Origin of the sequence: Enterobacter sp. BNK-13, assembly GCF_048685015.1 — a bacterium.
Lineage (GTDB): Bacteria > Pseudomonadota > Gammaproteobacteria > Enterobacterales > Enterobacteriaceae > Enterobacter > Enterobacter quasiroggenkampii.
On sequence record NZ_JBLQTP010000001.1, the window covers coordinates 4,478,461 to 4,492,935 of the forward strand.

17 protein-coding genes are annotated in these 14,475 nt (G+C 54.9%); 6 read left to right on the top strand and 11 right to left on the bottom strand.

Going from position 1 to position 14,475, the window contains the following annotated elements; all coding sequences use genetic code 11:
- Positions 1–30: 30 nt before the first annotated feature.
- Together ACMGGQ_RS21630 and ACMGGQ_RS21635 are read right to left on the bottom strand one after the other, a co-directional pair.
- Entirely contained in the window at positions 31–648 is a 618-nt protein-coding gene (locus tag ACMGGQ_RS21630; protein ID WP_045907917.1) for a trimeric intracellular cation channel family protein, read from the bottom strand.
- A 205-nt stretch (positions 649–853) separates the two neighbouring features.
- Entirely contained in the window at positions 854–1,717 is an 864-nt protein-coding gene (locus tag ACMGGQ_RS21635) for a YicC/YloC family endoribonuclease (protein WP_008502687.1), read from the bottom strand.
- A 125-nt stretch (positions 1,718–1,842) separates the two neighbouring features.
- Here ACMGGQ_RS21635 and rph point away from each other — a divergent pair, with 125 nt between their 5' ends.
- Together rph and pyrE are read left to right on the top strand one after the other, a co-directional pair.
- Complete coding sequence (rph, locus tag ACMGGQ_RS21640; RefSeq protein WP_006812424.1) at positions 1,843–2,559, top strand: ribonuclease PH; 717 nt, start codon at positions 1,843–1,845, stop codon at positions 2,557–2,559.
- 66 nt (positions 2,560–2,625) lie between these two features.
- Positions 2,626–3,267: an orotate phosphoribosyltransferase gene (pyrE, locus tag ACMGGQ_RS21645; protein WP_048028136.1), complete on the top strand. Its 642-nt coding sequence runs from the start codon at positions 2,626–2,628 to the stop codon at positions 3,265–3,267.
- Positions 3,268–3,349: 82 nt separating this feature from the next.
- Here pyrE and slmA read toward each other — a convergent pair whose 3' ends face one another.
- The 3 genes from slmA to coaBC all read right to left on the bottom strand — a co-directional run bounded on the left by slmA (position 3,350) and on the right by coaBC (position 5,714).
- Positions 3,350–3,946 (bottom strand): nucleoid occlusion factor SlmA, encoded by a 597-nt coding sequence (slmA, locus tag ACMGGQ_RS21650; protein ID WP_008502690.1) that lies wholly within the window; start codon positions 3,944–3,946, stop codon positions 3,350–3,352.
- A 120-nt stretch (positions 3,947–4,066) separates the two neighbouring features.
- Positions 4,067–4,525, bottom strand: coding sequence for a dUTP diphosphatase (gene dut, locus ACMGGQ_RS21655; RefSeq protein WP_008502691.1), 459 nt, complete (start codon positions 4,523–4,525; stop codon positions 4,067–4,069).
- Positions 4,503–5,714: a bifunctional phosphopantothenoylcysteine decarboxylase/phosphopantothenate--cysteine ligase CoaBC gene (coaBC, locus tag ACMGGQ_RS21660; RefSeq protein WP_111967689.1), complete on the bottom strand. Its 1,212-nt coding sequence runs from the start codon at positions 5,712–5,714 to the stop codon at positions 4,503–4,505. The genes dut and coaBC overlap by 23 nt, the downstream gene beginning before the upstream one ends.
- Positions 5,715–5,885: 171 nt before the next feature.
- Here coaBC and radC point away from each other — a divergent pair, with 171 nt between their 5' ends.
- The 4 genes from radC (at position 5,886) to mutM (ending at position 8,081) form a co-directional block, all read left to right on the top strand.
- The gene (gene radC, locus ACMGGQ_RS21665; protein ID WP_032675724.1) at positions 5,886–6,554 is read left to right on the top strand and encodes a RadC family protein; all 669 of its coding nucleotides are present in this window, start codon (positions 5,886–5,888) and stop codon (positions 6,552–6,554) included.
- 218 nt (positions 6,555–6,772) lie between these two features.
- Positions 6,773–7,009 (top strand): 50S ribosomal protein L28, encoded by a 237-nt coding sequence (gene rpmB, locus ACMGGQ_RS21670; protein WP_002436699.1) that lies wholly within the window; start codon positions 6,773–6,775, stop codon positions 7,007–7,009.
- Between the two features lie 22 nt (positions 7,010–7,031).
- A complete protein-coding gene (rpmG, locus tag ACMGGQ_RS21675; protein WP_003024094.1) occupies positions 7,032–7,199 on the top strand; it encodes a 50S ribosomal protein L33 in 168 nt (55 codons plus the stop codon).
- A 72-nt stretch (positions 7,200–7,271) separates the two neighbouring features.
- Entirely contained in the window at positions 7,272–8,081 is an 810-nt protein-coding gene (gene mutM / locus ACMGGQ_RS21680; RefSeq protein ID WP_223539825.1) for a bifunctional DNA-formamidopyrimidine glycosylase/DNA-(apurinic or apyrimidinic site) lyase, read from the top strand.
- 2 nt (positions 8,082–8,083) lie between these two features.
- On the opposite strand, the gene coaD is transcribed toward mutM, so the two are convergent.
- The 6 genes from coaD to ACMGGQ_RS21710 form a co-directional block, all read right to left on the bottom strand.
- The gene (coaD, locus tag ACMGGQ_RS21685; protein WP_008502695.1) at positions 8,084–8,563 is read right to left on the bottom strand and encodes a pantetheine-phosphate adenylyltransferase; all 480 of its coding nucleotides are present in this window, start codon (positions 8,561–8,563) and stop codon (positions 8,084–8,086) included.
- A 3-nt stretch (positions 8,564–8,566) separates the two neighbouring features.
- A complete protein-coding gene (locus ACMGGQ_RS21690; RefSeq protein ID WP_262790105.1) occupies positions 8,567–9,337 on the bottom strand; it encodes a glycosyltransferase family 2 protein in 771 nt (256 codons plus the stop codon).
- Positions 9,337–10,611, bottom strand: a complete 1,275-nt coding sequence (gene waaA / locus ACMGGQ_RS21695; protein ID WP_024906625.1) for a lipid IV(A) 3-deoxy-D-manno-octulosonic acid transferase — start codon at positions 10,609–10,611, stop codon at positions 9,337–9,339. Before waaA ends, ACMGGQ_RS21690 begins: the two co-directional genes overlap by 1 nt.
- A 155-nt stretch (positions 10,612–10,766) precedes the next feature.
- Positions 10,767–12,401, bottom strand: coding sequence for a sulfatase-like hydrolase/transferase (locus ACMGGQ_RS21700; RefSeq protein ID WP_069720516.1), 1,635 nt, complete (start codon positions 12,399–12,401; stop codon positions 10,767–10,769).
- Positions 12,402–12,419: 18 nt separating this feature from the next.
- A complete protein-coding gene (locus ACMGGQ_RS21705; RefSeq protein ID WP_420290496.1) occupies positions 12,420–13,391 on the bottom strand; it encodes a glycosyltransferase family 1 protein in 972 nt (323 codons plus the stop codon).
- A gap of 8 nt (positions 13,392–13,399) precedes the next feature.
- Positions 13,400–14,383: a glycosyltransferase gene (locus ACMGGQ_RS21710; RefSeq protein ID WP_045907911.1), complete on the bottom strand. Its 984-nt coding sequence runs from the start codon at positions 14,381–14,383 to the stop codon at positions 13,400–13,402.
- Positions 14,384–14,475: the final 92 nt, after the last annotated feature.

Genomic DNA, 14,475 nt, shown 5'->3' on the forward strand with positions numbered 1-14,475 from the left:
TTACTACTTTGTTGTGGTTTTGTTGAGAATTCAATGGGTGTCCTGCGTGTAATGAAAAACGGGCAATCCCAGTTTTAAGCGCAGCGCCAGCAAGCGAGCCGTAAAACCAAATAATAACGTGGCAATGACCACAACATCATGGCTCGAAACATAATGTTGTAAAGCAATATACAGAACGGCAGAGGCAAAGGATATTCCAGCGTAAAGCTCTTTCTGGAAAACCAGTGGAATGCGCTTACAGAACATATCGCGCAGTACGCCGCCAAATACACCTGTTACGACCGCGGCGATAGTGGCTATGACCGGGCTTTCGCCCATATCCAGCGCGATTTGCGCCCCGATAATGGAGAAAACCACCAGACCCAAAGCGTCAAGGACTAAAAAAAGACGGCGAAGATGGGGCATAACGGGCGCCACGATGGTGGTCAACACGGCGGCAATCGCGACAATAACAATGTATTCAGGGTTTTTTACCCAGCCGAGCGGATAATGTCCCAGCAGGATATCTCGTACCGAACCGCCGCCCAGCGCGGTCGCTGTAGCAATAATGATCACGCCGAAGGTGTCCATACGGCGACGTCCGGCGGCAAGTGCGCCGGTCATGGCTTCTGCGGTGATGCCAATGAGATAAAGAATGTGAAGCAGCATATACCCTCCGGTGTGAATGCGGGGAGGTTAGCGATTTGTGCGCAAGATCACGATTGAGTTTTTCTAAGGCGACGGGGTTTGCCCTATATATTTTTATCAAGTTAAGTTGAATGAGCTTGATGAACGGCGGTGAAACGCAAAATCAGGTGCTGGGATGGATTAGAAATAATAATGGGTGGCGCCGTCGACACCACCCGGAAAGACATTACTCAATATTCTGGATCTGCTCGCGCATTTGCTCAATCAGCACTTTCAACTCAATCGCGGAGTTAGTGACTTCTGCATTGATAGACTTAGACGCCAGGGTGTTCGACTCACGGTTGAACTCCTGCATCATAAAGTCCAGACGGCGGCCCACCGCTTCCTTCTTCTTCAGAATGTTGTAGGTCTCTTTAACGTGCGCTTCCAGACGGTCCAGCTCTTCAGCGACATCGATACGTTGCGCCATCAGCACCAGCTCTTGTTCCAGACGGGTGTTTTCCAGCTGAACTTCTGCTTCTTCCAGTTTGGCGACAAGGCGCTCGCGCTGCCACTGCAGCACTTCCGGCATATGGGTGCGAACCTTAGCCACTTCAGCGCTGACGCCTTCAAGGCGCTGCTCAATCATCGCTTTCAGCGCCTGACCTTCGGTTTCGCGGGCAACGATAAAGTCATCCAGCGTGCCGTCGAGAGCGGCCAGAATTTCAGCGGCAATGGCGTCCAGATCCTGCTCACCGGCGGCCATGACGCCAGGCCAGCGCAGAATATCAACCGGGTTGATTTCGCCTTCATCGCTCTGCATTTTGACCCAGTTCGCCGCATTGACGAGCTGTTTCGCCAGTTTTTCGTTGAGGATCAGCTCGCCCTGTGCGCTGGCATCAGGCTCAAAGCGCAGGTTACATTCCACTTTACCGCGCGTCAGGCGCGTACGGATACGCTCGCGTACAACAGGCTCAAGGCTGCGGAACTGCTCCGGCATACGGAAATACGTTTCCAGGTAACGCTGGTTTACCGAGCGCATTTCCCATGTGGCGCTACCCCAGCTACCCTTGATTTCACGCCGGGCGTAGGCGGTCATACTGCGGATCATAGACATTCCCGTTTTTAAAGGAGAGATGGGGGGATTATAGCTTTCGGGGGCTTCTCAGGATAGGAATAAGCGTCCTTTATCCGTATAATGCGCAGCCACATTCGTTTCAAGCCGGAGAATCCATCATGCGTCCATCAGGTCGTAGCGCCAATCAGGTGCGTCCCGTCACCCTGACCCGTAACTATACAAAACACGCTGAAGGCTCCGTGCTGGTTGAGTTTGGTGACACCAAAGTGCTGTGCACCGCCTCCATCGAAGAAGGCGTTCCGCGCTTCCTGAAAGGTCAGGGTCAGGGCTGGATCACCGCCGAGTACGGCATGCTGCCGCGCGCGACCCATACCCGTAATGCCCGTGAAGCGGCGAAGGGTAAGCAGGGCGGTCGTACCATGGAGATTCAGCGTCTGATCGCGCGTGCGCTGCGCGCCGCCGTTGACCTGAAAACCCTCGGCGAATTCACGATTACTCTGGACTGCGACGTGATTCAGGCCGATGGCGGCACGCGTACGGCATCGATTACCGGCGCCTGTGTAGCGCTGGCCGATGCCCTGAACAAGCTGGTTGCAGCCGGTAAGCTGAAAACCAACCCAATGAAAGGCATGGTTGCGGCGGTCTCCGTAGGCATCGTTAACGGTGAAGCGCTTTGCGATCTGGAATACGTTGAAGATTCCGCGGCAGAGACAGACATGAACGTGGTGATGACCGAAGATGGTCGCATCATTGAGGTGCAGGGCACGGCAGAAGGCGAGCCGTTCACTCACGAAGAACTTCTCTCCCTGCTGGCGTTGGCCCGAGGGGGAATCGAATCCATTGTCACGACGCAGAAAGCGGCGTTAGAAAATTGATTTTAAAGGCGACCAATGAGTCGCCTTTTTTTTGCCTGTAAGACAGAAAACCAAAGGAGCAAATCCATGAAATCGTATCAGCGCCAGTTTATTGAGTTTGCGCTTAACAAGCAGGTACTTAAGTTTGGCGAATTTACGCTGAAATCCGGGCGTAAAAGTCCCTATTTCTTCAACGCCGGGCTGTTTAATACCGGGCGCGATCTGGCATTGTTAGGCCGTTTCTATGCCGAAGCGCTGGTAGATTCCGGGATTGATTTTGACCTGCTGTTTGGCCCGGCCTATAAAGGCATTCCGATTGCGACCACTACCGCGGTGGCGCTGGCGGAACACCATGACCGCGACGTGCCGTACTGCTTTAACCGCAAAGAGGCTAAAACCCACGGTGAAGGCGGGAATCTGGTCGGCAGCGCGCTGCAGGGCCGCGTCATGCTGGTCGACGACGTGATCACCGCAGGCACGGCGATCCGCGAATCAATGGAGATTATCCAGGCCAACGGTGCAACGCTGGCTGGTGTGTTGATTTCGCTGGATCGTCAGGAGCGTGGTCGTGGAGAAATCTCCGCCATTCAGGAAGTGGAGCGCGACTACAACTGCAAAGTGACGTCGATTATCACCCTGAAAGAGCTGATTGCGTATCTGGAAGAGAAGCCTGAGATGGCGGACCATCTGGCAGCGGTAAAAGCGTATCGCGAAGCGTTTGGGGTTTAATTGCATTGCCCGGTGGCGCTACGCTTACCGGGCCTACCCGTTCGCAGGCCGGATAAGGCGAAGCCGCCATCCGGCGATGGCGTTACTGTAATTGTGCTGCGACTAACGGCCAGCGGGCGTCAAAATCGTCCGTTGGGCGGTATTTGAACTCGCTACGCACAAAGCGGGAGAGCATCCCTTCACAAAACGCCAGAATCTGGCTCGCCAGCAGCGTTTCATCAATGCTGTATCCTTCACCTTCACGCATTTTCTTCTCGCGCAGCACCTGGCGCAGCTGCGCTTCAATGCGTTCGAAAAGTTGGTTAATGCGGCCCTGCAGTCTGTCTTGTTCAAACATCAGCGCGTGGCCGGTCAGGATACGGGTTAAGCCCGGATTGCGTTCACCAAAACCCAGGATTAACAGCACAATCAGACGCAGACGCGCGGTGGTGTCTTTTTCGTCTTTCAGAATCAGGTTGATGCGTGTGATCAGGCTGTCTTCAATAAACTCGATCAGGCTGTCGAACATCCGGGTCTTGCTCGGAAAATGACGGTACAGCGCCGCCTCAGACACGCCTACGGAGGCGGCCAGTTTAGCGGTGGTGATGCGTTGACTGCCATCGCTGGATTCAAGCATCAGAGCCAGAGATTGAAGTATTTCTTCGCGACGATTCCTTTTCGCGGTTTGTTTTTCTGCCATGTTACAAAATACCCCTGAAAATAAGCACTTGCCAGGCTGGCATCCACACAGCGACCGCAAACGGACGTTTGCGGTTTGTTATTGCATTATGACGCTGTGGGATACGTGTCTGTCGGGCAGTTATTTGCGCCCGGAATGGCCGAAGCCGCCTTCGCCACGGTCGGTGGCATCAAAGTCTGCCACCAGGTTAAATTCTGCCTGTACCACCGGTACAAAGACCATCTGTGCGATACGCTCGCCCGGTTCAATGGTGAAGCTGTCCTGACCACGGTTCCAGACGGAGACCATCAGTTGGCCCTGGTAGTCGGAGTCGATCAGTCCCACCAGGTTACCCAGCACAACGCCGTGCTTATGACCCAGGCCAGAACGCGGCAGGATCACCGCCGCCAGCGACGGGTCAGCGATGTGAATCGCCAGGCCAGTCGGAACCAGGGTCGTGGCACCCGGAGCCAGTTCTACGGCGTCATCGAGACAGGCGCGCAGGTCAAGACCGGCAGAGCCGGAGGTGGCATAGGTTGGCAGCGGAAATTGCTCGCCAACACGCGGGTCCAGAATCTTAACGTCGATTTTTTTCATCATAACGGGTAACGATCTCGTCGAGTAAATGTTGGCCCAGGAGTTCCTTGCGCTCAAGCGGTAAGACTTTATCTCCATCCTGCCAGAAAAGGTGCAGTGCGTTGCTGTCGCTGTTAAATCCTTGTGTGGCCAGCGATACGTCGTTCGCGCAAATCAAATCGAGGTTTTTGCGGGTACGTTTTTGCCGGGCATATTCTTCCACATTATTCGTTTCTGCGGCAAACCCAACAACGTATGGACGGTGGCTTTTTAGTGCGGCGACACCGGCAACAATGTCCGGATTTTTCACCATTTTTATTGTTAATTCATCGCCTTGCTTTTTAATTTTAGCCTCGGCGATCGTCTCGGCGCGATAGTCTGCAACGGCCGCACAGCCGATAAAAATCTGCTGGTTTTGCGCATGTGCCTGCACGGCGGCTTCCATCTCCAGCGCGGTGGTAACGTCAATTCGCTTCACAAACGCAGGGGTAGGCAGAGAGACCGGGCCGCTCACCAGCGTGACGTTCGCGCCACGCTTCGCGGCGGCGGCGGCAATCGCAAAGCCCATTTTGCCGGAGCTATGGTTGGTGATGTAGCGCACCGGATCCAGCGGCTCGCGCGTGGGGCCCGCGGTAATCATGATGTTGAGATGTTGCAGATCGTTGACAGGCGAGAAGTGGGCTGCGGCCATATCAACAATCGTTAGCGGATCGAGCATGCGGCCCGGGCCAACATCGCCGCAGGCCTGGCTGCCGCTGTCCGGACCCCAGATAAGCAGGCCGCGTGAGGCCAGCGTCTCAAGATTGTGCTGAGTGGCGGCATTACGGTACATCTGCTGGTTCATGGCCGGAACGACGGCAACAGGGGCAGGCGTAGCCAGACAAATGGTGGAAACCAGATCGTTTGCCATACCGGCCGCCACCCGAGCGATTAAATCCGCGGTGGCGGGGGCGAGGATAACCAGATCTGCCCATTTCCCAAGCTCAATATGGCCCATCGCGGCTTCGGCAGCCGGATCGAGCAGGCTGTCAGATACCGGGTATCCTGAAACGGCCTGCAGGCTCAGAGGAGTGATAAAGGCTTTACCGCCTTCGGTTATCGCGACCCGCACATCTGCCCCGCGCTCGCGCAGACGACGCACCAGCTCCGGCGCTTTGTAGGCAGCAATACCGCCGCTCACGCCAAGAACGATTTTTTTACCGGCCAGGCTCATCATGATTCTTTCCTGTTGGGTTTCACCAGAGAGCGGGCATTTTATCACAATCCCCAAAACGGGGTGATTTTGTCCTTCGACCACTTTGCGAGGCGCTACGCAAGAACGCAACGTGGCCGTCGAGCGCCGGATGGGCCTGTGGCAGCATGCGGTTAAAAAGGGAGAAAGAGCATGGAAGAAGAGGATGAGCAGCTGCTGCCGCGTGAAAAACTGCTGCGCTACGACGTCACCCTGTTAAAAGATGATGAACTGCTGGCGCTCTTTTTACGTACCGGAACGCCCGGCAAAACGGTATTTACGCTGGCAAAAGAGCTGATAGCACGTTTCGGTTCGCTGTACGGTTTACTGACCGCCGAGCTGGCGCAGTTTAAGCATGTTGAGGGGATCGGCGTGGCGAAATATGCCCAGTTGAGGGCCATTGCCGAACTTGCCCGCCGTTTTTACAATGTCCGCATGGAGAAGGACGATCCGATCCTGACGCCAGCGATGACGCGTGAATATCTGCAAAGCCAGTTAACCGATATCGAGCGCGAGATCTTTATGGTGATCTTTGTCGATAACCGAAACCGGGTACTGAAACATAGCTGCCTCTTTGCCGGCACGTTAAGCCACGTTGAGGTGCATCCGCGTGAAATTGTGCGGGAAGCGATAAAAGTGAATGCAGCGGGCGTGATCCTCGCGCATAATCACCCCTCTGGCTGTGCAGAACCGAGCAGAGCGGACAAAGAAATCACCGAGCGCATTATCAAATGCTGTCAATTCATGGACATTCGTGTGCTGGACCATCTGATAATTGGCCGCGGAGAGTACATTTCTTTTGCAGAACATGGCTGGATTTAGGCTATTTCTCGCGATCCATCGGGATCTTTGTCTGTTCGGGACTTGAGCACACCGCCGAGTCAGCGTATACTACGCCACCTTTGAGAATCTCGGGTTTGGCATTTGGGCCTGGCAATCGAGAGTTCACTTAGAACTATGCGATGACCGGGCTGTAAAGCCTGACGAGGCGCCGATACCCCATACGAAGCTCGAGCTAATTTGATTTTTGGAGAATAGACATGTCCCGAGTCTGCCAAGTTACTGGCAAGCGTCCGGTGACCGGTAACAACCGTTCCCACGCACTGAACGCGACTAAACGCCGTTTCCTGCCGAACCTGCACTCTCACCGTTTCTGGGTTGAGAGCGAGAAGCGTTTTGTCACCCTGCGCGTATCTGCTAAAGGTATGCGTGTAATCGATAAGAAAGGCATCGATACAGTTCTGTCCGAACTGCGTGCCCGTGGCGAAAAGTACTAAGTACTTAAAGAGGAAATAAATCATGGCTAAAGGTATTCGCGAGAAAATCAAGCTGGTTTCTTCTGCTGGTACAGGTCACTTCTACACCACCACGAAGAACAAACGTACTAAGCCGGAAAAACTGGAACTGAAAAAATTCGATCCAGTTGTACGCCAGCACGTACTGTACAAAGAAGCTAAAATCAAATAATTTTAGTCTCCTTGTATCGAAAAACCCCGCAACTGCGGGGTTTTTTGCATTCTGTATCTCAACGGAGGAACCATGCCTGAATTACCCGAGGTAGAAACCAGCCGTCGCGGCATTGAGCCCCATCTGGTCGGAGCGACGATTCTTCACGCGGTTGTCCGTAACGGGCGTCTGCGCTGGCCGGTGTCCGATGAGATCCACGCCCTGAGCGATCAACCCGTCCTTAGCGTGCAGCGTCGCGCGAAATACCTGCTGCTGGAACTGCCTGACGGCTGGATCATTATCCACCTGGGGATGTCCGGGAGCCTGCGCGTTCTTACCGAAGAACTGCCGGCGGAAAAGCACGACCACGTCGATCTGGTGATGAGTAACGGCAAAGTGCTCCGTTATACCGACCCACGGCGCTTTGGCGCGTGGCTGTGGACGAAAGAGCTGGAAGGGCATAACGTGCTCGCGCATCTGGGCCCGGAACCGCTCTCAGACGCGTTTAACGCGGAATACCTGAAAGCGAAGTGCGCGAAGAAGAAAAGCCCGATTAAGCCGTGGCTGATGGATAACAAGCTGGTGGTCGGCGTGGGGAATATCTATGCCAGCGAATCGCTGTTTGCCGCCGGGATCCATCCCGATCGGCTGGCCTCTTCGCTGTCGGGGCAGGAGTGTGAGCTGCTGGTCCGCGTGATTAAAGCCGTATTGCTGCGCTCGATTGAACAGGGGGGAACAACGCTGAAGGACTTCCTGCAAAGTGACGGCAAGCCGGGCTATTTTGCCCAGGAGCTGCAGGTGTATGGCCGTAAAGGCGAACCGTGCAGAGTCTGCGGTACGCCCATTATTGCCACGAAGCACGCCCAGCGCGCCACGTTCTACTGCCGTCAGTGCCAGAAATAGGGCTACTTTAGCTTTTCCATCAACGCCTGGTGGACGTTAACCGGCAGGAAATGGGTAACGTCCCCGTGATGACGCGCTACCTCTTTTACCAGCGTGGACGAGATAAATGACCACTCTTTGGAGGGCATCAGGAACACGCTCTCCAGCTCCGGCATCAGGTGGCGGTTCATGTGCGCCAGCTGCATCTCATACTCAAAGTCTGCCACCGCGCGTAAGCCGCGGATCAGAATGTTCGCCTGCTGGGCGCGGGCGAAGTTAGCCATCAGGTCGCTAAACCCGACCACCTCAACATTCGGCAGGTGCGAAATGGCATCGGTGGCAAGCTGCACGCGCTCGTGGAGGTCAAACATCGGCTTTTTGCTGGGGCTCGCGGCAATCGCCAGGATCACCTTGTCGAACATGCACGCCGCACGGGTGATGATATCAAGATGACCGTTGGTGATCGGATCGAAGGTACCCGGATAAATCGCTTTTGTGCTCATGGCTCACGTTTTCTCTGAGTAGCCGCGGCAGAGCGCCCACAGCTCGGTGTATTTGTTGAAAGTATACTGGGCATTCACTACCGCGAGTAACCAGCCCTGCTTACCGTCCAGAACGCCACCACGCAGCAGGAGCGTTTTCAGGAACGCGCCCAGCGTGTGGGTGAAGATACCGGTCAGTGAGGCCTTCTTGCCGCGCTGGTGACGCTCCTGCGCCCAAGCCGTGGCATAGTTGAGCTGTTTACGCTGGAAGCTCGCGAAATCCCGGCAGGTCAGGTGCAGCAAATCGCCCGTCAGGGGGATGATCCGGGCGTTGTCGCAGCTCAGGGATTCATGCACCAGATTGTCGTTGTACTGATAGCGCTCGCGCTCGTAAAGGCGCGTCACGCGGTCTGGATACCAGCCGCTGTGGCGCATAAATCGGCCAAGGAAATAGTTACGACGGGCAATGCTGTATACAGCACCAGGCTGAGGCGAGGAAAGCACCGCCTGAATGGCCTGCTGAAGTTCTGGCGTAATACGTTCGTCAGTATCGAGCATCAGGACATAATCACCGGTGGCAAACCCCTGCGCGCGCTGGCGCTGGATGCCATAGCCTTGCCAGTCAGCGTCGGTAAACACCTTTGCACCCGCTGCCCGGGCAACGTCCACCGTGCTGTCCGTACTTCCGGAGTCAAGAATGACTATCTCGTCAGCCCAGGCAACTGATGCCAGGCAGTCCGGAAGCAGGCCGGCGGCGTTTTTGGCGATCATCACGACCGACAGACGCGTTGACATCAGTGGCTCCGCTGGGGCAGGTAAGGTTGCAGAAGTTGCAGCAGACGGGTCAGGGCGCCCTGGTTCTGATGCAGCACTTCAACGGCATGACGCCCGTACCACAGGCGATAATCTTCATCAGTCAGAAGGGTCGATACCTCTTTGACTACCGAATCCGCATCGGTCACGGTAATTAAACCATCGGCCTGCTGTAATTTCGCGCAGATATCTTTGAAGTTAAACGTATGTGGCCCCATCAGCACCGGAATGGCGTGGGCTGCCGGCTCGAGCGGGTTATGACCGCCGCGCTCCACCAGGCTGCCGCCGACAAACGCGAGGTCAGCAATGCCGTACAGCAGCATCAGTTCGCCCATCGTGTCGCCAATCACCACCTGGGTGCTGCCAGACGGGATCTCCCCGCTGCTGCGCAGCGTGAAGCTGAAACCGCCTTTCTGCACCATTTCACGGGCATCTTTGAAACGCTCCGGATGGCGGGGCACGAGGATCAGCAGTAAATCAGGGAAGCTTTCCAGCAGCTTGCGGTGCGCCTGCAGGATAATCTCTTCTTCACCGTCATGGGTACTGGTCGCAATCCAGACCTGACGACGCGGGGCCCACTGGCGACGCAGCGTGATCGCGCGGGCGGCGAGTTCCGGGGTAACCGAAATATCAAATTTCAGGCTACCCGTCACTGCAAGCTGGTTGCGTTTGAGGCCCAGAGAGACAAAGCGTGCCGCATCTTCTTCATTCTGCGCGGCGATCAGCGTGATTTTGCTCAGCAAGCGGCGCATAAATTTACCCAGCTTGCCGTAACCTTTCGCCGATCGCTCTGACAGGCGCGCGTTGGCAATCACCAGCGGGATTTTACGGGCATGCAGGGCGGAAATCATGTTCGGCCACAGTTCGGTTTCCATCACAATCACCAGCTTCGGGCGAACGGTATTCAGGAAACGATTCATGGCGCAGGGCAGGTCGTAAGGGAGATAGACGTGATGAACGTCTTTGCCAAAAGCGGATAACGCGCGCTCCGAGCCGGTTGGCGTCATCGTCGTGACGGTGATCGGCAGCGACGGGTAGCGGTGACGCAGGGCGCGAACCAGCGGGATTGCCGCCAGCGTTTCACCGACAGAAACGGAATGCAGCAAAATACCGTCCGGCGCGACTTTATTGCGGCAGAAGCCATAGCGTTCAGCCCAGCGTTTACGATACGCAGGCGCTTTACGGCTACGAAGCAACAGTCTCAGCCACACCAGTGGCTGAATGATGTAGAGCAGAGCGGTATACAACAATTCCAAGCGATTATCCGTTTTTTTAGTTTCGGCGGGCAAATTCTAAGCATTTGAGCCGTCTAAAGCTATCTCTTTGGTGTTTTAAGACACCCATTTGCCTGCGTTACGCTCATTCGCCTGAAAAAAACGGGCAATTTCTTGCCCGTTTCTTGTCTCACCGTTTAGCGCTCCGCTTCGGGGAGGGCGTTCAGATGGTAGGTTACGCGCTCCGAAAGCCCGCGAATGTCACCGCCAGTGATAAAGAAGCTGTCATCTTTTTGATTTGGATTACTGACGTCGTAGCCCAGCATCTTGTTGATCAGCGTTGCCACCTGATAATGGTTGAGCGGCATCTGCGGGCTGATCTCCTTCATGGCATAAGCTGGATCGTTGCTGAAGTAGAGGAACGGTACCTGAGCAATTGGCATTTCTACAACCGAGTGGCCAAACAGACCGTTATCGCCCACGCGTTCCCCGTGATCGGAGGTGATAAACACCAGCACCGGCAGTTTGGATTTTGCCAGCGCGGTGCGAATCGCGGACGCGAGTTCTTTGTCATACAGGCGGACTGCATCGTCATACTCATTTTTCTTCTGCGCCACATCATCACTCAGACGCGGTGTAGAGAACTTCGCGAAGCCCTGCGGGATATTACGCTCGTACGGGATATGTGGAGCACGGCTGTTAAGCACCATCAGGAACGGTTTGTTCCAGTCCAGCGTTGCTTTCTCAACGGATGGCGTCAGAACAACGTCCGCGCCGACATCCGGTGCCGGGCGGATCTGGGTATCTTCCCACAGATCAATATCATGGATACCAATCCAGTTGCTCAGCCCTTCCAGTCCCTGGGCGGAGATAAAGGCGGTCTGATAACCCTGTTTCTTCGCGTTGGCGAAGATATTGGTGGATTTCGATTTATAGGCCCCGTAGTTATCCGGTTCGCGCAGATTATTCACCAGCATCGGGATGGCCACGCGGGTGGATACGGCGTTGGAGACAATCAGACGGCCCGTACCTTGATACTGCTGGAGCAGCGCTTTCAGCTCGGGCGTGGTATCGCGTTCGTAGCCCAGGGCGCTGACGTGGTGCGGGTTAAGGCTTTCACCTATCGCCAGAATAATCGAATATTTGCCCGCACGCGTATCCTTAACAGGTTTGACCTGGTAGGGATCGTAATGGGTCAGATTCTGGTTTTCTCCTGACATCGCTTCCGGGATCAGGCGTATGGCGCTGAAGCTCATCGCAGACAGGCCGTTACGCAGCAGTGAGTGACGCAGGTCCGGGTTGAACTTGTACATCTGCCCGTCGACCGCTTTGTAGAACTGGCCGACAAACATCACGACGATGGCAAGCAGGCAAGGAAGCGCAATCCATTTGTGCCAAAGCGGCGCCAGACGACGCGCAAAGCCCAGCGCAAACACGACCGCCACAATCATGATGGCGAAGTAGATGCCCAGTGAACCCAGGCTGTCGGTGATCCCACTGGCAATATCTTTCGTTTCCACGAACGCCAGCCAGACTTCACTCGGGCCATAGAACTGACCGTAGAACTGGTAGTACACCGCTTCCGATATCTGAACGATAAACGTGACGGCCAGCAGCAGGCGAGTCAGGAAGAAACGCGCACTGGCCGCGGCAAGCAGGGAGATGATCAGATATAGCGAGATATCACCGGATTTCGGCTGGTAGACATGATCTTTCAGCAGAATGATGATTTCTGAGAGCGAGAACAGCAGCAAGAATGCCAGCGTCAACCCCAGGGTGCGCAACAGATTGCTGCGTGGGGTGAACGAAGAGTGTGTCGTTGTTTTGAACATGGAAGGACTCTATTCCGATCAGAACTTTTTAGTCAGCGGGCGAATGGCTTTACCAAAACCAAAGCGCAGTGCGCGAACTACCGTAGGACGATTGTGCAATCCTTTACGCCAGATATCCTCAAACAGGGCGTACCAGCGTGCGGCGACCGCTTCGCGGGAATAGACCTGTAGGCGTTTTTCACCCTGTTCGCGCATCTGACGATACAGTTCAGGGGAATTTTTAAGACGCATGATGGCATCGAAGGCTTCATCAGGGTTTTTGGCGATCAGGTAGTCCAGCTCGCTTTCGCGGATCGCGCGATAAGACGGCTCGTCATCGCAGACCATCACCGTTTTCCCCAGCCAGTTGTTAATGAGCTTGCTGGCAGGCTTACGCGCCAGTTTATGATCGTGTGATTTGCGGAAGCTGATGCACACGTCCACGTCCTGGTAGTTTGTCCAGTTATCGAACGAGATGCGTAGCTCGATACCTTGTTCGGCAAGGCGTTGCTTAAAGTTCCCTTCGCGGTATTGGTCCGGGAAACTGTCTACACGGCCGAAGAATGCGACGGTTTTGATTGTCTCGTCGGTGCGCTCACGGGGTTTTACGCCCGGCTGTGGCCAGTTAGGAATAAAGATACGCCCTGGGATGTTAGCAACTTCAGGGTTTTGTTCGATGACGTAATCCGCGCCGATAACCGGCGGACGATCGGCACGAGCAACAACGGTCACGCCGACCCAGGGTTTTACGCGGGAACCATAGTGATCGTTGTGCATCAGATTAATTGCGTCCGGGCGGCATTCAGTGCCCCATGAACATTCAATCTGACCGTTATAGTAATAGTTAAGGCTGAGCATCGTCTGAAATGTCCAGACGCCTCTTCCCCCACAGTAAAAACGATGCGGAATATCATCCGGATTGATTTTCTGATCAATCAGTTCCTGAAAATCGGCAAAATTCGTCGCGATAAACTCAGGGCGGGAGACAACATGCAGTTTAAGCTTGCTCATATTTCCACTCATTTGACGAGTTTTTTAAGACGGAAGTAGCGACGTCCCAGACGCCACCGTTGGCGGAAGCCGCGCGCATTTTGCCAAATCAGCGTCCAGATACCGCGATCGAAAAGCTCACGGGTGATCTCGCGTTTTTTGGCCATATCGTCAATGTTGTTAATGCTATGCAGGATCCCCAGACCCTCTTTGGCGATTTGCCAGCGGCAGGCGGGTACGCGTTTCACCTGTTCCGGATAGCGTTTGTTGATGGCGTCCAACATCTCCAGAATCTTCATGTAATGGCGCGAAGAGCGCATGCGCGTGTCGTCCGTGCCTGGCGTATGGGAAACGGAAGCGGAATGGATCAGGTAATCGTAATAGACCTCATCAATATATTGCACGCGTCTGGCGGTGAGCAGCACTTCCGTAGTCCAGGGGATGTCCTGATGGCGCAGACCATGTTCAAAGCTGAAGCCCTGCTCTTTTATAAAGGCGTGTCGATAGATATTCAGCCATGTTACGTGCAGGAACTTGCGCGATTCGAGCGCCATCTGCAGCCAGGTCGGGCCGTCCAGCACGCCGGTTGACGCAAGTTTATCTGAAGGGAAAATCTTCTTCGACGGGCGTCCGTCATCATAAATATAGGTACCGTTGCAGGTCGCGACGTCCAACTGCCCGGCGAGTGCAATCTCCAGCAGGCGCGGATACATTCCGGGATAGATAACGTCATCAATATCCGGGAACGCGACGTACTCGCCCGTAGCCACGGCCAGACCGGTATTACGGGCTGCAGAGACACCCCCATTAGGCTGGTCGATGACGTTAAAATGACTGAATTCACTGGCGTAGCGGGCGATGATATCTGCGGAGCCGTCAGTTGAGCCGTCATTAACGATAACAAGTTCCAGGCTGGGCAGATTCTGTTTCTTTATGCTGTCAAAAAAAGCGCTCAGGAAATTCTCGCCATTATAGACGGCGACAACGAGGCTTAATTGAGGCGTTCCAGACATGCTTACTCCGTAATTTAACGCGGTGAGATGCGGCTAACGAGCGATACAGCAATGTGCAATGGCTTTTCGACAGCCGGCAGGCAAAAGAGTTC